The organism is Mesorhizobium sp. LNHC252B00 (assembly GCF_000502955.1).
GTDB lineage: Bacteria > Pseudomonadota > Alphaproteobacteria > Rhizobiales > Rhizobiaceae > Mesorhizobium.
On the sequence record NZ_AYWO01000019.1, the window covers coordinates 25,501 to 51,133 of the forward strand.

The following is a 25,633-nucleotide window of genomic DNA, read 5'->3' on the forward strand; positions in this document are numbered from 1 at the left end:
CCTTCCTGATTGGGATGAATGAATGACGGGCTTAAATGAGCGAAGTGTCGGACTGGCTCTTCCAGGCGGTCGCCCAACGCTCAAACCAGACGAGCAGGTAGTTCACGGCCAGGCCGATGACGGTCAGCGTCAGGATGCCTGCGTACATGTCGGCCGTTTCCATCATCAGCTGCGAGTTCTGGATGAGGAAACCGAGGCCGGATTTGGCCGCCAGCATCTCGGCGCCGATTACGGCGAACAACGAGGATTTCACCGCCAGCCGCGCGCCGGCGACGATCGAGGGAATGCTGGCCGGCAGGATGACCTTTCGGAACAGATCGAAATCGGACGTGCCCATCGAGCGCGCCGCCTTGATCAGCAGCGGATCGACCGACTTCACGCCGCTGATCGTGTTGACGAGAAGAAAAAAGACCGAGGAGTAGAAGGTGATCGCCACCTTCGATTCCTCGCCAATGCCGAGCAAAAGTATGAACACCGGCAGCAGCGCGAATTGCGAGGTGTTGCGCAGCGTCTGCACCAGGAGATCGCTGACCTTCTCGAACAGCGAATAGCGCCCCATCAACAGGCCGAGCGGAATGGCGACCACCACGCCGAGCGCGAAGCCGATGGCCGCGCGCTGCAGGCTGATGCCGATATGCTCGACCAGCACCCCCGAGGCGAGCAGGTCCCACCAGGCGACCAGCACCTCGCTCAGCGGCGGAAAGAAGATGCGGTTCAGCCAGCCAAGCCGTGGCGCGATCTCCCACAGCAGGAAGAACAGGCCGAGTAGCGGCAGGCCGTAGACAAAGGTGCCGTGGCTCGCTGTCTTGCTCCGGGTTTTGGCACTGTGGGCCTTGATGGCCGGGACTCTGGCGGCGGCTACCGTTTCGCCAGCTCCGGCAAACAGATCAAGGGCTCCAGCAGTGCCAAACTTTTCGGTCAGATAAGCCATGGGTCCAGCTCCTCAGTGACTGAAGGCTGGCGACAGGGTCCAGTCCTTCTGCGCCTTGTTGACCTCGTCGCGCAGCACGTCCCAGACGCGGGCGCGATAGGTGTTGAATTCGGCGCTGGCGCGGATGTCGCCATCGCGCGGCCGTGGCAGGTCGATGTCGATGATCTCTTTCACCGCGCCCGGCCGCGCCGTCATCACCACCACGCGGTCGGCGAGGAAGATCGCCTCGTCGATCGAGTGCGTGACGAAGATCACCGTCGTCTTGATCTTGCCCCAGATCCGCAACAGCTCGCCTTGCAGGAGCTCGCGCGTCTGCTGGTCGAGCGCCGCGAACGGCTCGTCCATCAGCAGCACTTCCGGATTGCTGGCCAGCGCACGCGCGATCGCCACGCGCTGCTGCATGCCGCCGGAAAGCTGGTTGGGGAAACGGTCTTCGAAGCCGGCAAGCCCGAACAGCGCCAACAGATGGTGGGCGGTAGCGGTGCGTTCCGCCTTGGCGACGCCGCGAACTTCCAGCGCATATTCGATGTTGGCCAGCGCCGTGCGCCAGGGAAACAATGCATATTGCTGGAAGACATAGCCGGTCTTTGGATCGGGCCTGGTGATGCGCCGGCCGTCGAGCTGGACGTCGCCACCAGTCGCCTGCGTCAACCCCCCGATGATGTCGAGCAGCACGGACTTGCCCGAGCCGCTGGGTCCGACCAGCGTGATGAACTCGCCCGTGCGGATGGACAGATCGACGCCGTCGAGCACGGTGACGCGGTCGGTAGCCTCGCCATCGACGGTGACGAACTGCCCCGGCTTGAGCTGGAAGGTCTTGCTGATGTCGCTGACGACGATGCGGTCCACGTTTGGGCGGTCCATGTTTGGGCGGTCCATGTCTGTCTCCGATCGGTTCACTGCGCCACGCGGATGCGGTGCGTCGGGTCGAATTCCGAGCCGCCGGCCTTGCCTCGCTTCCAGCCGAGGGCGCGGGCATAGGAGCCGAACAGCTGGCGTGCATCGGCCTCGGCCTCTGTGATGCCGGTCGGCCCTTCGGCGAATTCGGCGACGTAAAGCGCGTCGGTCGGGCAATAGATCTCGCAGAGGAAGCAGGTCTGGCAGTCCTCCTGGCGGGCGATCACCGGCACGCCGTTGTCGGTCGCGTCGAAGACGTTGGCGGGGCAGACCTTGACGCAGATGTCGCATTGGACGCAGCGCGTGGCCGAGACGATCTCGATCATGACGCCAGCTCCGCCAGCCGCTCGGGGGCGCCTGCAATACGGAACGCATCGACCCCCGTGATCANCTCGATCATGACGCCAGCTCCGCCAGCCGCTCGGGGGCGCCTGCAATACGGAACGCATCGACCCCCGTGATCACCAGCCGGTGCGCGAAGACCGGGCTCCTGCCGGGCAGGTCGGTACGGCGATGCATGCCGCGACTCTCGGTGCGGTGCAGTGCGGCGGCCACCGACCAGCGCCCGGCAGCCGCGATCGATGCCGCCTCGCGGGTGCGGACTCGCTCCACCCCCTCGCCCTGCAGATGGTCGCGCACGTCGCGCCAGACACTCTCCAGCCGCTCGCTGCTTTTCTCCAGGCTCTCGCCAGAGCGGAAGAAATTCTTGTCGAGCGGCGTGACTTCGCTACGCACCGCCTCGATGATTTCGCCTGCCGATATGTCGGCGCGCGGCGTTGCCGCCGGGCGCAACCCAGCCTGGCCGAGCGACTGCGCAGCACTGCGAAACGCCTTACCGTTTCGACGTTTGGCATGGGTAGAGGCGCCCTTGCCGGCCCACCAGCCGCTGGCCAGCGCCCAGGACGAATTGACGGCGCCGCCGCCCGAAACAGCCCCGGTCATGATCTCTCGGCTGGCGGCATCACCGGCAACGTAGAGGCCGGGCACGCCGGTGGCGCAGTCGTCGGAGACGATTTCGATGCCGCCTGTGCCGCGTACCGTGCCTTCGGCGCGCAAGGTGATGCGGAACAGTTCGCTGAACGGATCGATGCCGGCGCGGTCATAGGGCACGAAGCAATTCGGTTGGCCCTGGCGCAACCAGCCTTGCAACGCCGGTTCGGCCTGATCGAGCCGCGCATAGACAGGGCCGTCGATCAGCGCTCGCGCCACTTCCTCCTCGCGGTCGCCGATGCCGTTGCGCAACGGCTCGCCGGTCGGCCCGAGGATCGGCGAACCGTCCTCGCGATGGAACGACGCCCAGCGGAACGGCAGCCCCTTGTTCAGCGAAGAGCCATAGGGTGCCAGCGTGTACTTGCCGGTGAACTCCATGCCCGACAGGCTGGCGCCGGCTTCCGCCGCCATCAGATAGCCGTCGCCGGTGAGCCCGGTCGCGCCCAGAATGCGCTCGCGGAAGGCGCAGCCGCCGGTCGCCAGCACCACGGCATTGGCGTCGACGCGCCAGTCCTGGCCAACCTGCCTGGCGACACCGGCGGCCCCGACGATGGCGTCGTCATCCGACAGCAATTCAAGCGCGGGATGGTGGTCGAGCACTGTGACGCCAGCCAGGAGCACGCGGCGGCGCATGAAGCGCATATAGTCCGGGCCGCGCAGATTGGCGATATAGAGGCGTCCGTCATCCTCGCTCGGAAACGGATAGCCCCATTCGGACAGCCTGAGCAGATTGCGGTAGGCGGTGTCGACGCAGCGCAGCATCCAGCGCGGGTCGGCGAGTTCGCCGGTGCGCTGCCAGCGCCGCTCGACGACGGCATGCCTGTTGTCACCCGGCGGCACGCACCAGGTGCCGGTGTTGGACGGCGCCGTGGCGCCGCTGGTGCCGAGATAGCCCTTGTCGGCCAGGACCACCTTGGCGCCGCTTTCGGCAGCAGCGACAGCCGCCCAGGCAGCCGACGGCCCGCCGCCCAGCACCAGCACATCGGCTTGGAGGTGCAAGCTGTCGGAAGCGGATTTTTGCGACTTGGGCATAGATGCTCGGTGACTGAGTTCGCGACAGCGCGAGAGGGCTACGCAGCGCGATCGGCGTTTGCGAACCACACCGGCTCGTTGCCGGCGCTCCACTTGATGTTGCAGCCGATCGACGGCACCTGTTCGGCAGTGGGCCTGCCGCCCTCCAGCACCGTGTCGACCGCCGCGCGCAGATCGGCACCGGTCACCGGCTTGCCATTGCCGGGCCGCGCATCGTCGAACTGGCCGTGATAGGCGAGCCGCCGGTCGGCATCGAACAGGAAGAAGTCGGGCGTGCAGGCCGCGCCATAGGCTTTGGCCGTCTGCTGCGAAGCGTCCTTGAGATAGGGGAAGGAATAGCCGATTGTTTCAGCCTCCTCGCCGATGCGGGCAAGCGTCTCCTCGGGATGCGCCTCATGATCGTTGGCGTTGATCGCCACCACTTGCAGCCCCTTGCCGGCATACTCCTTGGCGAAAGCGGCAAACTGATCGCGGATCAGTACGACGAACGGGCAGCGGTTGGAGATGAAGGCGACGAGCAAGGCCGGCTTGGCATCGAAATCGGCGAGCCGGTGCAGCACGCCTTGCGCGTCGGGCAACAGGAAATCGGCGGCCCTGGTGCCAAGCTCGATCGGGTTGGATTCTGTCTTCGGCATAGATGCGCTCCCCCAATTTTTGCGGCCGGTTTTTACAAACCCAACGTGCGAGCGTTTAAGCGTCCGTAGTTAGTCTATGAATTTAGTATAATTATAGGCCGAAGAACACATTCACGGTCAACCGCGTGGCTTGGAATATCGTGCCAATGTTTCGAGCCGAGCCGGCACGTTTGTCCAAGCAGGGGCCCATCTGAAGAAATCCGGACGGATGAGGTTGTATTGAGGCCCCAGGGTCCGCCCGCGCGACGATGCCATCGCAGACACGCCGAACGTCAGGGCACCATCATCCTTACGGATAAAGCGCCCTGCCAGGATCGCATCTAATGTGCGCGGGCCAAAGCCGATGAGACGCTGGCCGCTGCCTACTGGCGGCGTGGCGCTGCGGGATTGATGGTTGGCCGAATGCTGACGATCGCAGCACCGTCCTCGCCGATACCAATCATGATCCTGTCGCCGGAGGCTATGCCGGCAATGTCGCACGCCACCAGCGGCATGCGGATCTCATAGAGAAATTCGGCAACGATCGCGCCAACCGCCAGGATCGGATCCTGCCGCTCCAGGAGCATGCCGGCCGGCGCGGTGCCCCTGCGGATCGCCTCGGCCAGGACCGAAGATGAGGAGGACGAGCCACGCCCGCTCGGCATGACCAGGATCTTGCCGGCGACATTCTGGCCAAGCCCAGGATGCGAATGGTCCGTTATGTCGCCAGTTTCGGCATTGATGCCGCCCCAGAAGCTAAGCGGCTGCGAGAACACCAGCGCCTGACCCTCGGCCGCGCCCGCCAACTGGAAAGTGCCGGTTCGCTCCACCGGTCGCGTCATGAGGCGGTCCGCACGACATGGCCGGCCGCCGCCGAACGGATGCAGTCCTTCATCTCGGCGAAGGCGACGGATACGCCGATATTGCCGGGCGCATAATGCGCCCATTTGCCGGAATTGGTCATCACCACGCCGTCGAGGCGCTGAAGGATCGCAGTGACATAGGTGCAGGTATCGGCGACCGGGATCAGGCCGAACGCCTCCATGCCATCAAGCGCCCCCTCCGCCTGCAGTCGCGTCAGGGTAGCTCGGCCGGTGTTGACATAGATCGGAATGTGCCTGCCCGGTGCGATCTCGCGCAGCAACGGCAGCAGCCGCATCCATTCCTCATGCGAAAAATGCGGCGTGCCGAGCGACACCGCCCCCAGCGGCGCACCGTCAGGCACTCCAGACAGCTTCGCCAGCGCCTGGTCGATATCGGCGCGCGTGATGCGGATCGTCTCCTCCGGCACCTGACCGTGAAATGCCTCGTCCAGAGTCCTGCCTTCCGGGGTGATGCCGACCGCATGGAACAGCGCCACCGCTCCGGTCGTTGCCGCCGCCGCGCCCAGCGCCTTCAACTGGTCCTCGTCGCGCGGCCGCGGCAGGCCGGCAATCACCGGAACGCGGTCGCCGCTCGCTTGCCCGATCACCAGCCCGATGCCGACGAACAGGCTGTCGCTCGGCTGCGGGTCGGCAATGGCCAGCTCGAACAGGATCCGGCCGCGCCGGTTCTCGCTCAAATGCAGGCCCCAGGCCGGCGCCCGTCCGGTCATGGCGCAGCACAAATCGATGAAATCGCCATAGCGGTTGGTCCGCGCGCCGATCACCGAATTGGCAAAGACGATGGCGTTGGATTCGCCCCAGGCGATCTGCTGGCCAAAGTCTGGCCGGAACCGTGTCTGATAGGGCGCGCAGGTGAATGTCGCCTGGCAGCCGAGCTCCAGATGCGCCTTCATCAGCCGCCGCGCCGGCACCTCTTCCGCCGCCGGCATCTTCACCATGCCGGGATGGATGAGATCGAAAGAGCCGACGTTCAATGTCGTCGGCACCTGGACGCGGCCGCCGCCCTCGACCAGCCGCTCGACGAAATCGAGACCGGCCTTGCCCTGGTAGAGACAGCCATCGATATGGGCGCCGGCAATGTCGAGCAAGCTGCCTGCCCCGACCGCATTGGAAAAAGCGACCAGGATTTTCATGGCAGCGGCTGCGGACGGGCCTTGCTCGCCGTCGAGCATGGATCGGTCGTGCGCACTCAGTTCAAGTGTCATCGGTACTCCAGCCGCTTACTCGATCGCATAGCGGGACAGCACCCCCCTCTGCCCTGCCGGGCATCTCCCCCGCAAGGGGGGAGATTGGCAGCTTCGACCCCGGCACTCATTCTTGCAATGTAGGAGATTTGCGAAAACATCGATGACGGCCAATCTCCCCCTTGCGGGGGAGATGTCCGGCAGGACAGAGGGGGGTGCGAAGGAACGCCAACAGTCCCATCTATCGAACCGCGTCGACTAGCCCGCCGCAATCAGCACCGTACTGTCAGGCGACCACCGCAGCACCACCTCCTGGCCCTCCGCCAGTCTGTCGGCGCCGGTGTTCTGCACGATCACTTTCAGCATCTGGCCCTCGCGCTCGACGAAATACGTGCTGTTGTTGCCGGCGAAGATGCGCTTGGAAACCTGCCCCTTGAGCACGTTCGAATTGGCCGCATCCGAAGCCCCGCCATCCGTCGCGATGCGGATGCGTTCGGGCCGCACGGCACAACTCGCCTTGGCGCCGGCGGCAAGCTTTGCACCCACGCCCGAGGCAATCGCCGTGCCGTCCGGCAGCCGGATGCCGTTGCCAGTGCTGTCGCCACGAAAGATGTTGGCGTCGCCGAGGAAGGTGGCGGCGAATTCGCTCTTTGGCCGGTCGTAGATCTCTTCCGGTGGTCCCTCCTGCACCAGCCTGCCGTCGCGCAGGATGCCGATGCGGTCGCTCATCGTCAGCGCTTCTTCCTGGTCGTGGGTGACAAAGATGGTGGTGATGCCGATCTCGCGCTGGATGCGCTTGAGCTCGATCTGCATGTCGACGCGCAACGCCTTGTCGAGCGCGCCGAGCGGCTCGTCGAGCAAAAGCACGCGCGGCTTGGTGACGATGGCGCGGGCGAGCGCGACGCGCTGGCGCTGCCCCCCGGAGAGTTGGTTCGGCCGGCGGACACCGAGCTTGCCGAGTTGCACTAGGTCGAGCGCACGCTGCACCTCGGTAGAGATGGTCGCTTTGGCCTCGCCGCGCACCGACAAGCCGAAGGCGACATTGTCGGCGACGCTCATATTGGGAAACAGCGCATAGTTCTGGAACACCATGCCGATGCGGCGTTTTTCGACCGGCACCCGTTCGACGCTCTCGCCGCCGATGGTGATGCGACCCGAGTCAGGAAAATCGAAACCGGCGATCTGGCGCAGCAGCGTCGTCTTGCCACTGCCCGATGGCCCCAGCAGCGCATAGAAGCCACCGTCGGCGAAATCGATGGAGACGTCGTCCAGCGCCTTGTGCGCGCCAAAACTGCGCGAAACATCAGATACCTGCACGCCGGCCATTATTTCTCTCCGCCGAATTTGAAGAACCGCGCCGTGAGAAGCATCAGCGCCATCGACACGACGATGATGATCGTCGAGACCGCGTTGATCTCGGGCGTAAAACCCTTGCGGATCGCGGCGTAGATTTCGACCGGCAGCGTCGTCTGGCCAGGCGTTGCCAGGAAATAGGACACCACGAACTGGTCGAACGAGACGGCAAACGCAAACAGCCCGCCGGCGATGACGCCGGGCATGATCCACGGCAGCGTGACACGCCTCGTCACTTGCCACTGGTTGGCGCCGAGCGAGCGCGCCGCCTCCTCCAGCTCCGGCGCGAAGGTCTGCAGCCGGGCCGAGACGACGACGATGACATAGGGCAGCGCCAGCGCGACGTGGCCGAGAAGGATCGCGTGCAGGCCGCGGCCGATGCCAACGCCGAAGAAGAAGATCAGCATCGCCGTGCCGGTGATGAGCCACGGTATGGCGATCGGCGGAAACAGCAGCGCCTGCAGGAATTTCTTGCCGCGAAATTCATGGCGATAGAGCGCCAATGATGCCGCCGAGCCGAGCACCGTGCAGATAACGGTGGCGATTACGGCGATCTCGACGCTGTTCCAGGTGGCGGCGATCAGCTGGTCGTTTTGCCACAGCGAGGCGTACCATTCGGTCGTCCATTCGAATGGCAATTGGTAGAAGGGCGAGACGTTGAACGACATCAGCGCCATGATGATGATCGGCAGATAGAGAAAGGCGAGCAGCAGTCCGATGTAGAACCGGCCGAGCCCTTCGAGGATGCGGGTGGTCGCCATCACGCGGCTCTCCGCAACGCCGGCGACGCCACCGCCAGGATGACCAGCACCACCGCCAGCAAAATGAAGGACAGCGCGGCACCCAGCGGCCAGTTGAACACGGCGACGAACTGGTCCTCGATGACTGTACCGTAGAAGGTGCCGGTGCGGCCGCCGAGGATGCGCGGTTCCATGAACGAGCCGACGACCGGCACGAAGATCAGGGCGGCTCCCGCCACCAGCCCCGGCATCGACAGCGGTATGATCACCCGCTTCAGGAGCTGCAGCCGTGAGGCGCCAAGCGAGCGTCCGGCCTCGATCAGCGAGTCGTCGATGGCCTGCAACGTGAGATAACAAGTCAGCACCATGTAGGGCACATAGGAATGCACCAGCCCGATGATGACGGCCGGATAGGAATACATCAGGTCGATGTTGACCTTGAACGGCAGCACGGCGTTGAGCGCGGTATCGAGGATGCCGCCCTCGCGTAGCACCATCGCCCAGGAGAAGATGCGCACCAGCCCGTTCGACCAGAATGGCAGGATGACGAGCAGGAAGATGGCCTCGCGGCTGCGCCCTTTCAGCACTTTGGCGAGCACGTAAGCCGCGGGATAGCCGATGATGACGCACCACAGCGTCACCTCGAGACCGAGGCGCAGCGAGGCCAGCAAAAGCGTCAGATAGAGGCTTTGCGAGAAGAAGGCGGCATAGTTGCCAAGGGTGAAGGCCCACGGTTTTCCCGACAGGGGCAGCTCGGTCATGAACGAGAAGAAGACCATGGCCGAGAGCGGCAGGAAGATCGCCACCGTCAGCCAGAGATAGGCCGGCGCCAAAAGCGGCAAAGCCGATCTCAGCCCGCCGCGCGCCGCGACCGCGCCCTGTGCCGCCATGCTACCCCACCTCCCCAGGATTGAGNAGGCCCACGGTTTTCCCGACAGGGGCAGCTCGGTCATGAACGAGAAGAAGACCATGGCCGAGAGCGGCAGGAAGATCGCCACAGTCAGCCAGAGATAGGCAGGCGCCAGCAGCGGCAATGCCGATCTCAGCCCGCTGCGCGATGCTGTTGCAGCTGCCATGACAGCCTTCTCTCCCCAGATTGGAAGAACCAGCCGGCGCGAACCGCCGGCTGATTCCGATGCCGGCTTTATTTCACGTCGACCTTGAACTGCTGCCACAGCGCCAGATAGGCCTCGCGCTGCGCGTCGGTGATCGGCGCCTGGAACTGGATGCGCTTGGCCACTTCGGGGTCACCCATGACCTTGCGGTTGAAGGCATCCGCGGGCAGCGCTTCCACCGCCTTGGTGTTGGCCGAGACCGGCGCGCCGACCTTGGTGACCCATTCGACGTAGAATTTCGGGTCGATCATGTAATTGATGAAGGCCTCGGCCCCGGCGACGTTCTTGGCGCCGACCGGAATGGAAAAGGCGTCGAGCCAGGCGACGGCTCCTTCCTGCGGCACGACCAGCGAGACCGGCAGCTTGAAATGCGTCTTGGCGCGATCGGCCGAGCCACTCCAATAGGTGCCGATGTCGATCTGGTTGGAGGCGACCATCTGGTTCCAGTCGTTCTCCGAGCTCCAGAAGGTCTTGATCTGCGGCATCAGCGAGGTGAGCTTCGCCTTGACGGCGCCCATATCCTTGATGTCGTTGATGTTCTGGCCGGTGGCGATGGCGCCGAACTGCACCGCCTCGACGGCGTCGTCGCGAATGACGACGCGGCCCTTGTGCGCGGCATCCCACATTTCGGCGATGCTCGTCGGCGGCTTGTCGAAGGATTTATCGTTGATGGCGAGCGCCGTCAGGCCCCACACCCACGGCACGCCATAGACCTTGCCATCATGGACGAGCATCGGCGATCCCGCCTTGTCCTTGTTGATATCGGCATAGTTCGGCAACCTGGAGATGTCGATTGGCTGGATCAGTTTCCCGGCCATAGCCTGGTCGTTGAAGGCGGCATTGATCATGACCACGTCGTAGAGGCCAGGATTGGTCCGGATCTTGGTCAGCATTTCCTGTTCGGAATTGAAGAAATCGTTGACGACCTTGTTGCCGGTCGCCTTTTCGAAAGCCTCTACGGCCCACGGCTCGTCGGTGCCGTAGCCCTTCCAGTTGAGCACATGCACCTCGTCGGCCTTGGCGGCGAACGCGAGTGCGGAGGTAAAGACGGCGGTCGCCGTCAGCAGAGCAGTCAAATCAGGCATGCGCATGGTTGGTTCCTCTCTGTGTTTGCCCGCTTCCCGGGCTTGTCAGGCTTTCCGGCAATTATGCATTGGCCTTCTGTGTCCGGCCTGTCCCCGACGGGTCGGCGGCATGGCTCAGGAATGTCTGGATTTCGCGGTCCGTCGGCGCCGACGAGCCGCCATGGCGGGTGACCGAAATGGCGGCCGCCGCATTGGCGTAGCGCGCCGCGTCGAAGGGCGGGGCGCCCCGCGCCAGCGCGCTGACGAAAGCCCCGATATGGGTGTCGCCGGCGCCATTGGTGTCGATTGCGGTGACCGCGTAGCCGGCAATGGTCCGCGCTGGCCCGCCGGCCAACCGCAGGTGGCAGCCCTTTGCGCCGGAGCGGATGACCACGCCGGCAGCCTGCGGACAATGCTCGTCCAGAAGTCGTGCCGCGACAGCCTCGACATCGCCCGGGCCGGCAATCTCGGCCGCTTCGGTCGTGTTGCAGCTCAGCCATGTGGTGCGGGCAAGCACCCGCGACAGGATCGGGCGCGGAATGTCCGTGATGACCGGAGCCGGGTCCAAGACGAAAGGGGTTTCGTCCGGCAGCGACTCGATCCAGTCCGCCAGCGTGTCACGGCTTGCGGGGTAGCTCAGCGTGTAGCCGGAGGTGAACACCCAATCATCAGGCGCCACCGCGACCGGCGCCAGCAAGTCGAGGCTGAGCACACTTTCGGCCCCCGGCCACGACACGAAGGTGCGTTCGGCATCGCTCGAGATCATGGCGACGCAATTGCCGCTGTCCATCAAGGGCGATGGCGGTGTCAGTGTCGCGATGCCCTCGGCGGCGAAAGCGGTGCGCAGGAAGTCGCCATTCGGCCCGTTGCCGAGCTGGCCGCCGAAAACCACCTTCATCCCGGTGCGGCTGGCCGCGACCATCATGTTGAATCCGCCGCCGGCCACCTGGGCGAAGCTCGATGCCGTCTTCTCCATGCCGGGCGCCGGCAAGGCGTCGATGCGGTAGACATAGTCGACCACAGCACTACCGACATGGACGAGACGGCCATTCATGCCGCCGCGTCCTTGCCGGAGGCACTTTTCGCCACCCGTGCCGTCACGAGGTCGGCCGCAAGCGCGCGAACCTCTGACATGTCGATGCCCTTTAGCCGGGCGATGTGCTGTTGCGGCAGCCGGGAAAAGCCGGTGCAGGCGCCGGCCATGCCGGCCGCGATGGCGCCGATCGTGTCGGTATCACCGCCGAGATTGGCGCTGATGACCGCTGCTTTCCATGCATCGCCCCGGGCGACTTCCAGCACCGCGAAGGCAGCAGGAACGGATTCCTGGCTGGCGACGCCGGTGCCGACCAGATCGGTGATCAGCCGGATCGCATCCCTGATCGCCTTGCCTCGCACGATGTCCTGTGCCCAGACGATACGCGCGGCGATGTCGCCACCGGTGACCCAATGGCCGAGCGTCGCCCCTCGCCTCGCCGCCGCGACAGCGCTGGCGGAAGCATCGCGCCAACCACCGCCGGCGACGCCGCGGCTGACAGCGGCGGCAACAGCAGCGGCGGAGGCGATGGCGATCGAGGTGTTGTGCGTGGCCCGGCAGGTCTCCGCCACCTTGTCGACGAATGCCCCCAATGGTTCAAGCGGCATCATGATGCCGACCGGGGCAATGCGCATGGCCGCACCGTTGGTGTCGCCACTGCGTCCCGCTTCCTCTTCAGGCACGCCACTGTTGATAGCGTCGATGGCACGCTTGGTCGACGGTCCCAAAAGATCATAGCTGCCGCGCGCCTTGACCGCGCGTTCCCAGTCGAGCAGCGCATTGACCCAGCGCTTATGGTCGAAGCGGTCGCCGGATTCGACGAGAATGCGGCCGAGCAGCAGCGCTTGTTCGGTATCGTCGGTGATGGTACCGGCAGCCAATCCCTTCGACACTGGATGATTGGCGAAAGGCGCGATGAAATCCTCGACATGGCCGTAGAGTTCGGCAATCCGGGCCGGCGACAAAAGCTGCGTCGGCATGCCGAGCGCATCTCCCAGCGCTCCGCCGACAAGCGCGCCCATGGCGCGATCGAGCGGGTCCTTGGCTGTGTCCGGCATCGCTCAGAACCTCATATGCAGCGCGAAATGCGCGGGGTTGAGCAGGCTGGTGACATATTCGATCGGCCGGTCGTCGACGGCGCGCGTCAACCGGCGGCCGCGCAGGAACGGCGTGCCTTGCGGGCAGCCGAGGATAGTGGCGTCCTCGGCGTTGAGCATCTCGATCTCCACCCATTCCTCGCCGTGGTCGGGAATGAGGCCGGCGGCGCGCAGCGTCTGGTGCAGCGAGCCCTCGCGCAATCCGCGCAACGGCACGTCTTCAAGCTCGGGTGACAATGGCAGCCGGCTGCGCTCGATGGAGATCGCATGGCCGTCGCTGGCGTTGGTACGCACCCGGTCGACGGCGATGAAGAACGGGCTTTTGATACCAAGCAGCGAAGCCAGATCGGTATCCTCGATGACCTCCAGCCGCAGCGTCCGCGTCTCGGCATTGGCGCCCGCATCGGCCAACGCCCGCGACCAGCCGATGGCGTCGTCGACCGGCTTGCCATCGAAAGTGACGAAGGAGCCGATTCCGACCTTGGTGGTGATCAGCCCGCGGCTGGACAGTTCCTCGAGGCCCTTGCGGACCGTATTGCGGCTGACGGAGAAACGCTGGACGAGCTCGTTCTCGCTTTGCAGGCGGTCGCCGAAACCGAGAACGCCGGAGCGGATTTCATGTTCGAGAACGGTGGCGATCTGTTCGGGCTTGCCCGTGCCTGGAGACAGTTGAACTGCGCGCCGCTTCATATAGGTACCTGTTCAGTGAACCTGTATAATCCTGTTCAATACAGATCTACGGACGCCGTGTCAACGTGACCTGAGGACTAGCAAACGGGCGCGGATGTTGGAGGAACGCCTACAAAAGCGCCGACGACGGGCGGGCATACGGACTGCGAAGGCCGACCACCATCAAGAAGACCGACCACCATCAAGAGGATAGCGCTGGTTCTTGATTCAATCGTGGCCGGACCTGTTACGGTATCGACACTTCACGGGGCTCAACGAGGATATCCGCCTCGATCGCGGCGTTGATGAATGCCGCCCGCGCCGCCGAGGCTTCTTTCTTCCCCTCAAGCACGGCCAGGCAGACCTTGCGAGCAACCATGTGCCGTTGACCGGTCGCAACCGGCCAGCGGTTCATCAGGATGTCGGCAGCCTGGGCGACCCGCTCCACGTTGAAGATCGAATTTCGCGATCGGCCGAGCGCAATCCGGACCGGCTCATCGAAACGCTGGTCTTGCACCACCCCACCTCCCGGAATCGAACGAGCCGGCCCAATTCCCTGTATTGTGATAGGTTTCGCGCCTAAGGTGCAAGATGTCCGATTCCAGTGGCCAGAAAAATCCCAGGCTGATCGTCGTGGTCGCATTCGATCGCGGCGAGGACGGCGACGTATTTCCAGCCTTTGGACCCGCCGACCAGCAGAGCGAGGATCGCGCCATACGCACCGCCAGGGCTCTGGCGGCAAAGCATGCCGGCGTCATCGCCTGGAGCCGCGAGGCCGATCCGACGCTGGGCGAATATGGCCCGCCGAACACGCTCTTCGTCAGCGGCGATGTGCCTGACATGGAGTAATCGATCGGCGCCAGTACCTGACCCGAACCAAGCGTCCGGCGGCTAGGAGTGACGTTCCCCGGAAAACCGTTGCCCTCCTTGACGCTTGACGCAAGCGGCTCTTCGGCCGCCAAGCAAAAGCCCGCCACGGGCGAACCGGGGCGGGCCTTGGAGGAGGACAAGGTGTGGGACCCTCTCCTCTTGTTTCCACGGGGGGTGTGGACCGCGATTACTTTACGAAAATTCCCAAACGAGCCGGATCACAAACGGATCGTGGCACATCACAATCGGGTGCGTGCCGGCATCAAGGCGGTCACGAGATCGCGATCGCTCTTGATGACTGACGCTATACTCCGACGATTGCGGCTGCGCCCATGGATGACGCCCAGGGCAACGCATAAGCCCCTGGCCAGGGATCGCATCGCCGCCGAGATGGCTGTGATCGCAGCCGATAGGCCTGCTTATCAGGCGATCCCGTAGAACAGCCTGTAGTGGACGCGCTTCATATAGTCCCGATACTCCGGCGTGGCGGCCAGCAGCGCCTCTTCGCGCAGGATGCGATGCACCTGGAAGAAGGTGATCACGGCGTAGACGGCGAGATTGTAGAAGGAAAAGGCGGACAACAGGAACAGGACATGGCCGGCAAGGTAGCCGGCATAAATCGGGTGCCGCACCAGACGGTAGGCACCGCCGGTCATCACACCGCGATTGCCCGGCAGAATGGCAAACGAACGCCCCAGAGATATCTTTCCCCAGATCACGAACCCCAACGCCAGGGCTTGCAGCGGCGCGGCGGCATAGACCGGGATGATGGCTGCCCCAGGCTCCAGGTCGATGAAGCCGACACCGAAGCTGGCGATCACGGAGACAACTGCCGTGAGCGGGTCCCAGTCGCGAACCTGCGGTCGCCGCGACAGAAGCAGCCAGGTAAAAGTCAGAACCTCGGAAATCGCCACCAGCGCCACGTTGAGGCGGGTCGGGTCGAGCATGAGGTGATACACGCCACGGTAGACGAACATCCCCGCGAAAGCCAGCGCGCAGATCCGAAAGAAACCCTCCCGCAAATCGACCAGGATTTCGCGCTTCCGGGCCGCGGACAAGATCCTGTCGTCATTGATGTGCGAAAGGGTTTCGCTTTTTGATATGAGCAAGGCAAGCACCCCAATGATCCCTCGGGGCAACCTTTGCACGCAACCATTGCCGGGCGGTTAATCAACAAGATCAGATCAGCACTAAACGGGATATGACGCACCGAGGATGCAGCGCGAAGCGCGCCCTAGCGGCTCGCAAGAAGTCGGGCCGGCACCATGGCGGCAGGCAGGTCTGATCCATTCCGCTCTGCAATTTCTGCTTGCATTTTTGGAACAAATGACGAACAATAGGCAGATCACCGCTGAAGCGGGTGTTCGGGGGGCCAGCGAAATGGCGCGTTGGAAAGGTGCGGGGCTGGCTGCCGCCGTAAGCGGATTATTTGCGCTGACGACAGCCCTTCCATGGGTGCGCTTGTCGCTGGAAAGCCTTGTCGTCCTCCTTATCCTGAACACATCCGCCCTCGCCACCGGCAAGGATTACGCTGTCTGCTTCAGCGACCGCAAGGTCGGTGCCGATCAGCTCATCGCCGCCTGCACGCCGATTGCCGATGACAAGACGGCACCGTCGCGGAACCGTGTCATCGCCTATTTCCGTCGCGGCCTCGCCTGGGACGACAAGCATGATTACGACCGGTCGATCGCCGACTACAGCGAAGCGATCATGCTCGATGCCAGAGATGTCTCGGCCTACTTCAATCGCGGGGCTGCCTGGTACAACAAGGGGGAAAACGACCGCGCCATCGCTGACTTCAATGTCACAATCAGCCTCGAGCCTGGCTCTGGCGACGCCTACTACAGCCGTGGCCTGGCCTTCTTTCGCAAAGGCAAGACCGACGCGGCTATTATCGATTTCGAGCAGGCGCTCACTGTCGATCCGCAAAACCACAATGCGCGCAACAGTCTCGGCGCCACCTGGCAACGCAAGGGCGACCACGACAGGGCTATCACCGAATATGACGAGGCGATCCGCCTCGATCCACAAGGCGCCGCAGTGTATGTCAACAGAGGCATCGCCCACGCTTCCAAAGGCGACTACGACCTTGCGATAGCTGATTTCGACCATGCCATCAGCCTCGATCCGGAAAGCGTCGACGCCTACGCCAATCGAAGCGCTGCCTGGATTGGCAAGAGCGACTGGCCGCGCGCAGTTGCCGATGCCAATCGGGCGATTGGGCTCGCCCCCGACAGCGCGGACGGCTACTACAACAGGGCCGTCGCCTGGACGAATACAGGCGACAATGATCGCGCCATAGCTGATTTCGATAAGGTGATCGACCTCAACGCGAAGGATGCTGCCGCCTATTTCGGCCGCGCGCTCGCATTGACCCGCAAAGGCGATCGTGACCGCGCGACGGCCGACTGCCGAAAAGCCATGGAACTCGAACCACAACGGTCCGGCGCCTGCAACGAGCAGGTGACAGGCGGTGAAGCTCCGTCTGCGGATGCATCTATGGCCGCTCCCCAGCAGGACAATTCAGCGGCTATCGCCTGGAATCTGCAACGGGGGTTGAACCAGCAGATTCAAGGCTATGTCGGAGGCGCGATAGACTCGTTCAGCTTTGTAATCGGGCTCGATCCCAACAATGCCGAAGCCTATTACGATCGCGCCCTGGCCAGGGCGTCTGTAGGAGACTACGTGATTGCCGCTGCCGACTGCAGACAGGCAATCAAGCTCGATCCGAAACGGACAGGTACCTGCAACGAACAGGCCGCAGACGACAGGGTCCGGCCAGTCGAACCCGTTGCGTGGGAGGCCAAGGACAATCACAAGCGCGCCGAAGCTGACCGCAAGAAGGCGCGGACCCTCGGCGCGAACTAGACAGGTTCAGGGAGGGCCGGTGGATGGGACGTTGGAAAGGCTTTAGCGTGGCGGCGGTCGCAGCTTTGTCGTTTGTTGCGATAAAGGTATTGCCCTGGGCGCTCGGCTTTGCCGGCGGCAAATATCTTTACCAGACAGTGGCGGGTTCGCCCGATCCACAAATGCTGACCACAGCTCAGGTAAGCGAACAGATTGAAAGCCAAGGAAGCCAGATTTTCAAGGCAATCAAGCAGGAGTTTCCAGACGACTACGACGTCGTCGTGGAAAAAATCACGGCCGTGGCCAGACTTGGAAATGTCGATCAGGTGCGAAATGCGAGCAGGATGGCTGTCGCCGATCTCAGGCGAAGATACGCATCCCTGCTGTCCTCGGCTCCGGACGGCAAAGCCGCCGAAGCGCTGCGTGCACAATCGGATATGCTCAACCATGTCATGGCGCGGGAAACCGCTGCCATCTGCAACAACTACCTTCGTGAAGGGCCGGATGCACTCGGCACGCCGGACCAGGATTTCCTGATCGACATGGACAAGGTCGGCGCCACCCTGTTCCACGCTTTCGGCGCAGCGAAGAATGGCAGTCTGCCGGCCGCCGCTGCCAGCGACGGAGACTGGTCGCTGCTGGCCGACGCTTTCATCAACGCTGGCGGCACTCCCGCCGAGATGACTGCCATTGCCAATATGAGCCGGGAATTCGAAGGTCTCTGCCCAGCCGTAGCAAAACTCTACGCAGCCGCCCTGTCGCTGCAGGGTGAACCCGGGCGACACATCAAAACCACTCTGCTCTATGAGATCGTCCGGAATTGAATCGGTCGGGTCTGCTGATCTGTGGGTCTGACGTAAAGCTGCCGCACCTCGTGAGCTTCTTGGCTGGCCAGCCATTTCCTCGAAGGTCGAGAGCCGATTGGCTCCCTACCCCAGAGCTGAATTGCTGAAATACTTCGCGAAATCAGGGCGTTGCGTCAGAACTTTGCCATTGGCATCGCGCAGGATTCCGGACGCGAAGAGGTAGTCGCCGATCGCTTCCATCTTGGCCGTATCCATCGTCCCGATGGCGCCGCTTTGGCTCCGCAGATAATGGCCGTCGACCAGCATCTTCAGTGAAGCTTCGATCAGTGCCGGGTTGGTCAGCGTATCCTTGTTGGCGGCGACCAATAGGGCTGCCGCCTCCTCGCGATGATCAACCGCGAACTGGTAACCGCGCCGCGTTGCCTGGACGAAGGCGGCAGCAGGTTTCGGATTTGCCTCGAGATAGGCTTCGCTCGAAGAGATCAGTGTCGTGTGCTCATCGGGCACGCCGTAATCGGCATAGACGAAACTGCGCTGCTTGATACCTTTCAACTCGGCATCAACGCCTTCCCAAGTCGAGACTTCGAGCGTGAAATCGACCGAACCATTGGCCAGCGCCTCATAGGCTGAGGTGCCGAGCGTCACCGTCTCGAAATTGCCCTTGCCGCCGTCGTGACGGATGATGGTGCCGATCAGTGCGTTCTCCCAGGCGCTGCCGAAGCCGCCATAGATCAGGCCGTCGAGATCCCGCGGCCTTTTGATCTCGCTGCGAGCCGCGTTGAAAACCACGCGGCCGGTTTCGGATTGCACCACCGCGTAGACGCCCTTCAGGTCGGCCCCGGCGGCTTTTTGGGTGAACAGGCTGATGGTGCCGTTGATGCCGAAATCGGCGACGCGGTTGGCAACCAGCGTGCCAGCACCGGTATCGCTGTAAGGCAGGATCCCGACCTCGAGTCCAGCTTCGGAATAGAACCCCTTGTCGCGGGCGACGAACAGGCCGATGTGATTGGTGTTGACCGTCCAGTCGAGTGCGACGGTAACCTTTTGCGCCGCCGATTGTGCCCGGGCTCGCCCCGATCCGGCAAACAGCGGAAGGCCGGTGGCAAGGGTCAGCAGCAGAGCCTGCCGGCGCGTCAAGTCAGTCATGGTCGTTTCCTTTGGATGGGTTGGGTTGAGGATGATGTCGAGGATCTCGGCCTCGAGCGCACTAGCCTGGCGCGCAGCGTCGCTGCCGAGGCTGCGCGGTCGCGGCAGCGGCACCTTGATTTCGCGCACGATGCGGGCCGGGCGCGCCGACAGCACATAGATGCGGTCGGACAGGAACACGGCTTCGCGCACATCATGGGTGATCAGAAGCGCCGTCCAGCGGTGATCCCGCCACATCCGCTCAAGCCAGCGCTGCATCGCGGTGCGCGTGAGCGCGTAGAGCGCGCCGAACGGTTCGTCGAGCAAAAGCATGTCGCGCTCCTGCACCACCGTGCGCAGCAGGGCCGTACGCTGGCGCATGCCGCCGGACAGTTGAGCAGGAAAATGCCGCTCGAAGCCAGCAAGCCCGAACTCGGCAAACAGCGGCGCAACACGTGCCCGCGCCGCCTTGCGCCCGATGCCCTGCACTTCGAGCCCCAGCGTCGTGTTGTCGAGGATGCGTCGCCACGGCATCAGCGCGTCGCGTTGCGGCATGAAGGCGAAATGCCTGCCGTGGTCATCGAGGGGAGCGCCGTCGAACAACATCTCGCCCTCGCCGTGCTCGGCGCCGGTCAGAAGCTGGAACAGCGTCGACTTGCCGGCACCCGAGGGCCCAAGCACAGAGACGAACTCACCAGCGCCGACACTCAGCGATATATCGGCCAGCACGTCGAGCCCACCGAACGCCTTGCGCACATGCCGCAGTTCGAGCCGGCTCATCGCCGCTTCCCTGCGGTTTGCTTGCCCTCCCAAGGCATGGCAAGGCGCTGCAACAGTACAGTCAAGCCGAACAGGACAAGTGTAAGCGCTGCGCTGACGCCGACAGCGGCCAGCACCAGGTCGGGGCGGAAATTGTTCTTGGCGTTGAGCATATAGATGCCTAAGCCCTTCGCCGCACCCGCATATTCGGCGAAGATAGCGCCGACCACGGCATAGGTGATGGAGATCCTCAAGCCAGCAAAGAAGTAAGGCAGCGCCGAAGGCAGCCGTGCCAGCACGAAGACGCGCCAGCGCCCTGCCCCCATGGCGCGCAGCATCTGGCCGATCTCGGCCTCGGTCGACTCGTAACCCTCGACCAATGCCACCAGCATCGGAAAGAAGGTGACCAGCGCCACCAGCATGATCTTGGGCGCCAGTCCGAAGCCGAACCACAGCACCACCAGCGGCGCGATCGCCACCAGCGGCAATGTCTGGCTGACGATGAAGACGGGAAACAGCGCGCGGCGCAGCGGCTGGAAAAAGTCGACCAGTATCGATAGCGCAAAGGCGACGCTGAGCGAACAGGCAAAGCCAAGCAGCGTGGCGCGGATGGTCGGAATGGCGTTGTCGACCAACGCCTCGCGATTGAGCATCGCTTGCGCGAGGACGCGTGACGGCGCCGGCAGTGTCGTCGGCTTGATGCCGGAATAGGTGGCATAAAGCTCCCAGGCCAGCAGGAGCAGTCCGACCGACATCGTCACCGGTACCGCCTTGATAAGAAGGCTCGCGATCGGGCGCGAAGAAACTGGGGATGGGACCAGGCAGGTAACCTTTGACGGCCGCGCATAGGCGGCGGCTGTTTCAGACGGCCGACGGGCTGTTGGCTGAAACCGTGACGTCAAGGGTTACGTGGCCGGCACCGGGTCCGAAGCGGCAGAATGCCGCGTCAAGCGCCGAAAAGATCGGGCCCGCATCACCGCGCAATTTCGTACAGAAATGCTTGGAGCGCTCATAGACGCCCGACTGCTTGAGAAAATCGATGCAGCCGTAGATCTCGTCCATATGGTCGTCGGTGCCCATCACATAGAGCGAGAACTGCGCTGCCGCCGGCTGGCCAGTCGAAGCCGCGCCGCGCACCGCCGCGATGGCCGCATCCCTGCGCGGGCCGAGTGGCCCGACAGGTCCGCCAAGAGCATCGGAGCGGCAGATCGGATCGTCCGGCTCGCCCGGGCAGCCGCGTGAGATGGTGGCTGACAGCACGCAATGTTTACCGCTGCGCGCCGCCGCCACGAAGAGGTCGCGCATGGCTGGAAACAGCACCTCGGGTGGCCCAACCAGCAGGGTCGAGATGTCGTCGGTCTCGATCCGGAGCTTGTCGCGATAGGGACCGAGCGCGCCCAGCGCGCCAAGGATGACGCCGACGAAATCGTCGGCCATGGGATATAGGGAAATCTGTGCGCCTGAAAACATGGCCCGCCTCGCTCCGCTGGTATTACCCAGATCAGCTTTTAGGGTCTGTGGGCTTGCCGCCCCCGTCTCAGCCCCGACCGTACGGAGCACCCCTGTGGATGCGCGGGTTAAAGCACCAATCAAACCGAAGTGAAAGCCATTTTTCAGCGCGCTGCACCAAAAAGCATTGCGCCAGGCGTGGTTCCTGAGTCGAAGCCGCCGATGTTTCTGGAGCGAAATTTTATCGGGAACCTTCGCTGCCGCGACCGGTTGTTCCCATAGTCGCAAATGCGATCACCTTCGTAGAAACAAGCGACGAGTTCACAGAAATGGAGACAAACCATGTTCATGAAAATCCTCGCAGCTTCGGCTCTCACGATTGGTCTGGCCATGTCAGCCATGGCGCAAAGTGCCGGTAGCAATAACGCAAGTGGCGATGGCGCCGGCAGCGGGAAGTCGGTGACTGTGGAGCCGAACACCCCGGCTTCGCCGAATACGGTCAGGCCCGGTACTGTCGACCTCGGCATAACCAACAGCACGACCGGCATGCCCGGCGACATGAATTCGAACGCAGATCGAAATTGCCCGGCCGGCCCGCAGGGCGCGCAGCCTGACGCCACCCACACCTCGCCGGGCACCTCTGTGCCGACGGTCAATGACAACCACTGCGGTAAGTAGGCCATTGCTGGCAACCGAAGAAGCCGCGAGCGCATGCTCCGCGGCTTCTTTTGGCGTCCGCGGAACCGGGCACTCCGCCAAGTTGGCATTATCGGCCTGTTCAAGGCAGGCGTGCGGCGCACCGTCACCGCGGGCGGCTATTGCCATATTGCCGCCGGAGACGACCAGAGGACCGTTGACCGCAACCCATTGGCCATCCCTGGCGGCTGCACCAAGGCGACAAGGCGCACCGACCGCGAGCCCTGTGGTGGCAATGCATGGCACAGTCGCCGGTTGTGAAGTCTACGAAACAGCCTTTTCGCGAACCGGCAGCTTCCAGCCCGGCCTGACGAAGTGGCAGGTGTAGCCGTTGGGATATTTCTCCAGATAGTCCTGATGCTCAGGCTCGGCTTCCCAGAAGTGACCGACCGGCGCCACTTCGGTGACGACCTTGCCCGGCCACAGACCCGAGGCATCGACATCGGCGATAGTGTCCTCGGCGACGCGCTTCTGTTCGTCGCTGGTGTAATAGATCGCCGAGCGGTAACTCAGCCCGACATCGTTGCCCTGCCGGTTGCGGGTCGTCGGATCATGGATCTGGAAAAAGCGCTCCAGCAGCGTGCGATAGCTGATGATGGCCGGATCGAAATTGATCTCGATGGCTTCGGCGTGGGTGCCGTGGTTGCGATAGGTGGCATTGGGCACGTCGCCGCCGCTATAGCCGACACGGGTGGAGATGACGCCGGGATAGCGCCGTATCAGATCCTGCATGCCCCAGAAGCAGCCACCGGCAAGAACTGCACGTTCGGTCGAAGTCGCCATATCACGTCTCCTCAAAAGCAATTCCAGGAAAAGCGTGTAGCGATTTTCCGTCTGGAATTGCGCAAAATCAAGTTGGATCTCCCATAAATGGGCATTGTCTCTTGCTCCGTCCAGCGGACCGCCGACCTGCTTCAGTTGCTCGTTTGGCCGAGGCTGTCGATCGCATTCGGCAACTGTGGCGCGCCGGGCGGAATGGCGGCAAAGCTGACCACCACCGGCGGCGCCCTGAGCGACCAGTCGAAAAGAACGGTTTTGACCGGGACGTTGCCCACCCACGCCTGCAGTCGAGGTGGCACGTCGCGCCCAGGCCAGACCAGCAGTATGCCGTGGTCGCGCAGCCGCTCCTTGGTGATCCAGGGGGCATACTGCAAGTTCAGGTCGGTGAAGATCGACGGCTTGTCATAGGCGTTGAGGCCCGCCAGCAACGCGATAAGGGGATGGCCGCCGACGATGTCGAGCCGACCGGGCGCGGCCGCGTGCCAGACGACCTCGGCCTCATCCGATATCTTCTGTGCCGGCCAGCAGACGGCATCCATGCGTCCACGCAAATTGCATTTCGTCCAGCGGATCCCCGCATAAGCACCAGATATGCCGATGATGCAGACGAACGCGCAGATCGCCAGCTTTCGCATCTCGACGGTGCCGAGGCGGTGGCCCAGCAAGGCAAGCGCCACAACGCCAGCAAGATTGTACATCGGCGCGCCCCAGGCCTCGCCTGCACCTGTGAACAGGGACGCCACCATGACGAGGAGCGCCGGGCCAAGCCCCATCCATAAGAGATAGACGAGGATACCGCGCCCAACGGGCTCTTGCGGCGCCGCCGAGCGCCGCAGCAGCCCTGATATCGCCAGCACCAGAACAAAGCCGCAGAGCCCGGCCATCTGGACGCCGATATAGTAGAAGCGCGAGCGATGGGCCAGCACCCACTGATCGCGCCAGGCGGCATAGGTCAGCGGCAGGAAATCGACGCGGTTGAGTTCGACGGCCAGCGGCGCGGCGACAGCGACGAAAACCACAAGGCCAAGCCATGGCCAAGGCGTGGCGAGCCGACTGCGTGCCCGCGGGTCGGACAACTGCCAAATCGCGCCGAACAGCAACAGCAGGGCGGTGGAAAACTTGGCGTAGAGCCCGGCGCCCGATACGAGTCCGAGCGCAAGCCACCAGCCCGGCCCACCACCACGCCCTGCACGCCACAACAGCCAGCAGATAGCGGCCCAGAAGGGCATCTGCGCGTAGTCATGATTGAACTGCGGGGTCGGCCAGCCGAAGAAATAGAGAGACGGCATCAAAAGCACGGCAGCCAGCGCACGCTTCTGCCCTATCAGGTCACGGGCCAGCAGATAGACCAGGACGAAAGTCGCCGAGATCGTTAGCTGGGCCAGGAAATATTGCGGCCAGCGGAACGATCCGGTCAGAAGATGGCTGGTCTCGAGCAGCCATGCGGGAAGCTGTGGATGCTTGTAGCTCAACAGCACCCATTCGCGGCCCCACATGAAGCCTTCGACGACATCGTTGGGCGGTGAGACGTTGACAAGTGCGGGCGCCACCGTCCAGCAGAATATCTGCATCAGGCACAAAATTGCCAGCAAATACAAGGGATTACGGATTAGACTGGACAAAACCGATGGGGAATCGACGCCGGCGGCAACCAATCCCGCCGGCACCCAGTCGTCCATGGATCCATCTATCCCCGCCATGCGGCGCTTAGATCACATAGTCCGGTTTGACGAACAGCCCAAACGTCGAAGCTTACAAAAAAGTATAGCTATGTGCCATTGCAGCACCATTATCGAGCAGGAGTATCGGCGCTCCTCTCTCCAGCCACGATAGCACTGCACGGCTGACCTAGCCTGAAAAATCCGGATCCCAATGCGCCACCACCACGCCGTCATCCACTACCGTGCGCTCGACTTCTGGATGGCGCGCGCGGCCGTTCTGGTTATCATCTGCCTGCAGCTTCTGGTCATCAACAACCTCTCATTTGGGCCGCGCTGGCTGGCGCCGGTGCTGGAGGCCGCCCTGCTGCTGCCCTTGTCGGTGGCCACGGCCTGGACACAGGCCGCCACCCGAAAGGCGATCGATGATCACGAGTGGCACGCGATCGGCCAGTTTCGCATCATGATCCGCAGAACCGCGCTGGCCATGACCGCCATCATCAGCCTCATGAATTGCGGTTCGCTGTTCTTGCTGGTGCGTGCCTTGCTGGAGGGCCATGCCGGCAACAGCGGCACGACGCTGCTGATCGATGCGCTCAACATATGGGTCACCAACGTCATCGTCTTTGCCTTGTGGTTCTGGAGCACCGATCGCGGTGGACCGCCGACCTGCGGGCTCGTCAAGCTCGCGCAGGCCGACTTCCTGTTCGCACAGATGACGCTGAACGACCGTGACCTTCGCGATTGGCTGCCCGGCTTCGTCGACTATTTCTTCCTTGCCTTCACCAATGCGACAGCGTTTTCGCCCACCGATACGTTGCCACTCTCCCAGCGCGCCAAGCTGTTGATGATGGCGGAATCCATGATCTCGCTGCTGACCATCGCGCTGGTCGCGGCACGCGCGGTCAACATCCTGGCTTGAGGCTTGCCAATCCGAGTCGCCGCTGCATCGGGCCGAAACGCAAAAAGGCCCGCCCCGGCGCGAGCCGAGGCGGGCAAAAATGGCAGTCGTGGAATGAGGACTATACCGCGTCTGGCGG

At 63.4% G+C, this 25,633-nt stretch carries 26 protein-coding genes, 1 pseudogene and 1 riboswitch; of the genes and pseudogenes, 5 read left to right on the forward strand and 22 right to left on the reverse strand.

Going from position 1 to position 25,633, the window contains the following annotated elements; all coding sequences use genetic code 11:
* Positions 1–31 precede the first annotated feature (31 nt).
* The 15 genes from X744_RS149060 to X744_RS148990 all read right to left on the reverse strand — a co-directional run bounded on the left by X744_RS149060 (position 32) and on the right by X744_RS148990 (position 14,120).
* Positions 32–931 carry an ABC transporter permease gene (locus X744_RS149060; protein WP_156938594.1) on the reverse strand — a complete coding sequence of 300 codons (900 nt, stop codon included), beginning with the start codon at positions 929–931 and terminating at the stop codon, positions 32–34.
* 12 nt (positions 932–943) lie between these two features.
* On the reverse strand, positions 944–1,780 hold the full coding sequence (locus tag X744_RS149055; RefSeq protein WP_023760995.1) for an ABC transporter ATP-binding protein: 837 nt from the start codon (positions 1,778–1,780) through the stop codon (positions 944–946).
* Between the two features lie 47 nt (positions 1,781–1,827).
* Positions 1,828–2,154, reverse strand: coding sequence for a ferredoxin family protein (locus X744_RS149050; RefSeq protein WP_023760996.1), 327 nt, complete (start codon positions 2,152–2,154; stop codon positions 1,828–1,830).
* Between the two features lie 70 nt (positions 2,155–2,224).
* Positions 2,225–3,850: an FAD-binding protein gene (locus tag X744_RS149045; protein WP_023760997.1), complete on the reverse strand. Its 1,626-nt coding sequence runs from the start codon at positions 3,848–3,850 to the stop codon at positions 2,225–2,227.
* A gap of 38 nt (positions 3,851–3,888) precedes the next feature.
* The gene (locus tag X744_RS149040; protein WP_023760998.1) at positions 3,889–4,485 is read right to left on the reverse strand and encodes a thioredoxin family protein; all 597 of its coding nucleotides are present in this window, start codon (positions 4,483–4,485) and stop codon (positions 3,889–3,891) included.
* Between the two features lie 362 nt (positions 4,486–4,847).
* Positions 4,848–5,306 carry a DUF126 domain-containing protein gene (locus X744_RS149035; RefSeq protein WP_023760999.1) on the reverse strand — a complete coding sequence of 153 codons (459 nt, stop codon included), beginning with the start codon at positions 5,304–5,306 and terminating at the stop codon, positions 4,848–4,850.
* Complete coding sequence (locus X744_RS149030) at positions 5,303–6,553, reverse strand: aconitase X (protein WP_023761000.1); 1,251 nt, start codon at positions 6,551–6,553, stop codon at positions 5,303–5,305. Before X744_RS149030 ends, X744_RS149035 begins: the two co-directional genes overlap by 4 nt.
* 237 nt (positions 6,554–6,790) lie before the next feature.
* Positions 6,791–7,858 (reverse strand): ABC transporter ATP-binding protein, encoded by a 1,068-nt coding sequence (locus X744_RS149025; protein ID WP_023761001.1) that lies wholly within the window; start codon positions 7,856–7,858, stop codon positions 6,791–6,793.
* Positions 7,858–8,646: an ABC transporter permease gene (locus X744_RS149020; RefSeq protein ID WP_023761002.1), complete on the reverse strand. Its 789-nt coding sequence runs from the start codon at positions 8,644–8,646 to the stop codon at positions 7,858–7,860. Before X744_RS149020 ends, X744_RS149025 begins: the two co-directional genes overlap by 1 nt.
* Entirely contained in the window at positions 8,646–9,515 is an 870-nt protein-coding gene (locus X744_RS149015) for an ABC transporter permease (protein WP_023761003.1), read from the reverse strand. The genes X744_RS149020 and X744_RS149015 overlap by 1 nt, the downstream gene beginning before the upstream one ends.
* A 254-nt stretch (positions 9,516–9,769) precedes the next feature.
* Positions 9,770–10,831 carry an ABC transporter substrate-binding protein gene (locus tag X744_RS149010; RefSeq protein ID WP_023761004.1) on the reverse strand — a complete coding sequence of 354 codons (1,062 nt, stop codon included), beginning with the start codon at positions 10,829–10,831 and terminating at the stop codon, positions 9,770–9,772.
* A gap of 55 nt (positions 10,832–10,886) precedes the next feature.
* Positions 10,887–11,858, reverse strand: a complete 972-nt coding sequence (locus X744_RS149005; RefSeq protein ID WP_023761005.1) for a PfkB family carbohydrate kinase — start codon at positions 11,856–11,858, stop codon at positions 10,887–10,889.
* Positions 11,855–12,895 (reverse strand): ADP-ribosylglycohydrolase family protein, encoded by a 1,041-nt coding sequence (locus tag X744_RS149000; protein ID WP_023761006.1) that lies wholly within the window; start codon positions 12,893–12,895, stop codon positions 11,855–11,857. The genes X744_RS149005 and X744_RS149000 overlap by 4 nt, the downstream gene beginning before the upstream one ends.
* Positions 12,896–12,898: 3 nt before the next feature.
* Complete coding sequence (locus X744_RS148995; protein WP_023761007.1) at positions 12,899–13,624, reverse strand: GntR family transcriptional regulator; 726 nt, start codon at positions 13,622–13,624, stop codon at positions 12,899–12,901.
* A gap of 226 nt (positions 13,625–13,850) precedes the next feature.
* Positions 13,851–14,120 (reverse strand): DUF982 domain-containing protein, encoded by a 270-nt coding sequence (locus X744_RS148990; RefSeq protein ID WP_023761008.1) that lies wholly within the window; start codon positions 14,118–14,120, stop codon positions 13,851–13,853.
* Positions 14,121–14,194: 74 nt separating this feature from the next.
* On the opposite strand from X744_RS148990, the gene X744_RS148985 reads away from it, so the two are divergent.
* Positions 14,195–14,452, forward strand: a complete 258-nt coding sequence (locus X744_RS148985; RefSeq protein ID WP_023761009.1) for a hypothetical protein — start codon at positions 14,195–14,197, stop codon at positions 14,450–14,452.
* A 443-nt stretch (positions 14,453–14,895) separates the two neighbouring features.
* Here the strand turns inward: X744_RS148985 and X744_RS148975 are convergent, their stop codons facing one another.
* Positions 14,896–15,591, reverse strand: coding sequence for an isoprenylcysteine carboxylmethyltransferase family protein (locus X744_RS148975; protein WP_023761011.1), 696 nt, complete (start codon positions 15,589–15,591; stop codon positions 14,896–14,898).
* A gap of 262 nt (positions 15,592–15,853) precedes the next feature.
* Here X744_RS148975 and X744_RS148970 point away from each other — a divergent pair, with 262 nt between their 5' ends.
* Positions 15,854–17,341: a tetratricopeptide repeat protein gene (locus X744_RS148970; protein ID WP_084025567.1), complete on the forward strand. Its 1,488-nt coding sequence runs from the start codon at positions 15,854–15,856 to the stop codon at positions 17,339–17,341.
* A gap of 47 nt (positions 17,342–17,388) precedes the next feature.
* The gene (locus tag X744_RS148965; protein ID WP_245266796.1) at positions 17,389–18,144 is read left to right on the forward strand and encodes a hypothetical protein; all 756 of its coding nucleotides are present in this window, start codon (positions 17,389–17,391) and stop codon (positions 18,142–18,144) included.
* A 105-nt stretch (positions 18,145–18,249) separates the two neighbouring features.
* On the opposite strand, the gene X744_RS1000000174555 is transcribed toward X744_RS148965, so the two are convergent.
* The 4 genes and pseudogenes from X744_RS1000000174555 to X744_RS148950 form a co-directional block, all read right to left on the reverse strand.
* Positions 18,250–19,272, reverse strand: a complete 1,023-nt coding sequence (locus X744_RS1000000174555) for an ABC transporter substrate-binding protein (protein ID WP_023761014.1) — start codon at positions 19,270–19,272, stop codon at positions 18,250–18,252.
* Positions 19,265–20,031 (reverse strand): annotated as a pseudogene (locus tag X744_RS1000000174560) (ABC transporter ATP-binding protein). Before X744_RS1000000174560 ends, X744_RS1000000174555 begins: the two are co-directional and overlap by 8 nt.
* On the reverse strand, positions 20,028–20,765 hold the full coding sequence (locus X744_RS148955) for an ABC transporter permease (protein WP_084025551.1): 738 nt from the start codon (positions 20,763–20,765) through the stop codon (positions 20,028–20,030). The pseudogene X744_RS1000000174560 and the gene X744_RS148955 overlap by 4 nt, the downstream one beginning before the upstream one ends.
* Positions 20,766–20,871: 106 nt before the next feature.
* Entirely contained in the window at positions 20,872–21,480 is a 609-nt protein-coding gene (locus X744_RS148950; protein WP_023761016.1) for a YkoF family thiamine/hydroxymethylpyrimidine-binding protein, read from the reverse strand.
* A riboswitch (TPP riboswitch) is annotated at positions 21,471–21,584 on the reverse strand. Its footprint overlaps the gene before it by 10 nt.
* 217 nt (positions 21,585–21,801) lie before the next feature.
* Here X744_RS148950 and X744_RS148945 point away from each other — a divergent pair.
* The gene (locus X744_RS148945) at positions 21,802–22,137 is read left to right on the forward strand and encodes a hypothetical protein (protein WP_023761017.1); all 336 of its coding nucleotides are present in this window, start codon (positions 21,802–21,804) and stop codon (positions 22,135–22,137) included.
* A 282-nt stretch (positions 22,138–22,419) separates the two neighbouring features.
* On the opposite strand, the gene msrA is transcribed toward X744_RS148945, so the two are convergent.
* Entirely contained in the window at positions 22,420–22,938 is a 519-nt protein-coding gene (msrA, locus tag X744_RS148935) for a peptide-methionine (S)-S-oxide reductase MsrA (RefSeq protein ID WP_023761019.1), read from the reverse strand.
* A gap of 131 nt (positions 22,939–23,069) precedes the next feature.
* Positions 23,070–24,506, reverse strand: a complete 1,437-nt coding sequence (locus X744_RS148930; protein ID WP_245266797.1) for a glycosyltransferase family 39 protein — start codon at positions 24,504–24,506, stop codon at positions 23,070–23,072.
* 301 nt (positions 24,507–24,807) lie between these two features.
* Between X744_RS148930 and X744_RS148925 the strand changes: the two genes are divergently transcribed.
* A complete protein-coding gene (locus tag X744_RS148925; RefSeq protein ID WP_023761021.1) occupies positions 24,808–25,515 on the forward strand; it encodes a hypothetical protein in 708 nt (235 codons plus the stop codon).
* Positions 25,516–25,633: the final 118 nt, after the last annotated feature.

Coding starts and splice junctions, on each gene's coding strand:
- X744_RS149040 (WP_023760998.1), bottom strand. CDS start 4,485: ATGCCGAAGACAGAATCCAACCCGATCGAGCTTGGCACCAGGGCCGCC.
- X744_RS148945 (WP_023761017.1), top strand. CDS start 21,802: ATGTTCATGAAAATCCTCGCAGCTTCGGCTCTCACGATTGGTCTGGCC.
- X744_RS149060 (WP_156938594.1), bottom strand. CDS start 931: ATGGCTTATCTGACCGAAAAGTTTGGCACTGCTGGAGCCCTTGATCTG.
- X744_RS149050 (WP_023760996.1), bottom strand. CDS start 2,154: ATGATCGAGATCGTCTCGGCCACGCGCTGCGTCCAATGCGACATCTGC.
- X744_RS149025 (WP_023761001.1), bottom strand. CDS start 7,858: ATGGCCGGCGTGCAGGTATCTGATGTTTCGCGCAGTTTTGGCGCGCAC.
- msrA (WP_023761019.1), bottom strand. CDS start 22,938: ATGGCGACTTCGACCGAACGTGCAGTTCTTGCCGGTGGCTGCTTCTGG.
- X744_RS149045 (WP_023760997.1), bottom strand. CDS start 3,850: ATGCCCAAGTCGCAAAAATCCGCTTCCGACAGCTTGCACCTCCAAGCC.
- X744_RS148930 (WP_245266797.1), bottom strand. CDS start 24,506: ATGCAGATATTCTGCTGGACGGTGGCGCCCGCACTTGTCAACGTCTCA.
- X744_RS148955 (WP_084025551.1), bottom strand. CDS start 20,765: ATGTCGGTCGGACTGCTCCTGCTGGCCTGGGAGCTTTATGCCACCTAT.
- X744_RS149000 (WP_023761006.1), bottom strand. CDS start 12,895: ATGCCGGACACAGCCAAGGACCCGCTCGATCGCGCCATGGGCGCGCTT.
- X744_RS148985 (WP_023761009.1), top strand. CDS start 14,195: ATGTCCGATTCCAGTGGCCAGAAAAATCCCAGGCTGATCGTCGTGGTC.
- X744_RS149020 (WP_023761002.1), bottom strand. CDS start 8,646: ATGGCGACCACCCGCATCCTCGAAGGGCTCGGCCGGTTCTACATCGGA.
- X744_RS148970 (WP_084025567.1), top strand. CDS start 15,854: ATGGCGCGTTGGAAAGGTGCGGGGCTGGCTGCCGCCGTAAGCGGATTA.
- X744_RS148925 (WP_023761021.1), top strand. CDS start 24,808: ATGCGCCACCACCACGCCGTCATCCACTACCGTGCGCTCGACTTCTGG.
- X744_RS1000000174555 (WP_023761014.1), bottom strand. CDS start 19,272: ATGACTGACTTGACGCGCCGGCAGGCTCTGCTGCTGACCCTTGCCACC.
- X744_RS149010 (WP_023761004.1), bottom strand. CDS start 10,831: ATGCGCATGCCTGATTTGACTGCTCTGCTGACGGCGACCGCCGTCTTT.
- X744_RS149030 (WP_023761000.1), bottom strand. CDS start 6,553: ATGACACTTGAACTGAGTGCGCACGACCGATCCATGCTCGACGGCGAG.
- X744_RS148995 (WP_023761007.1), bottom strand. CDS start 13,624: ATGAAGCGGCGCGCAGTTCAACTGTCTCCAGGCACGGGCAAGCCCGAA.
- X744_RS149035 (WP_023760999.1), bottom strand. CDS start 5,306: ATGACGCGACCGGTGGAGCGAACCGGCACTTTCCAGTTGGCGGGCGCG.
- X744_RS148950 (WP_023761016.1), bottom strand. CDS start 21,480: ATGTTTTCAGGCGCACAGATTTCCCTATATCCCATGGCCGACGATTTC.
- X744_RS149005 (WP_023761005.1), bottom strand. CDS start 11,858: ATGAATGGCCGTCTCGTCCATGTCGGTAGTGCTGTGGTCGACTATGTC.
- X744_RS149015 (WP_023761003.1), bottom strand. CDS start 9,515: ATGGCGGCACAGGGCGCGGTCGCGGCGCGCGGCGGGCTGAGATCGGCT.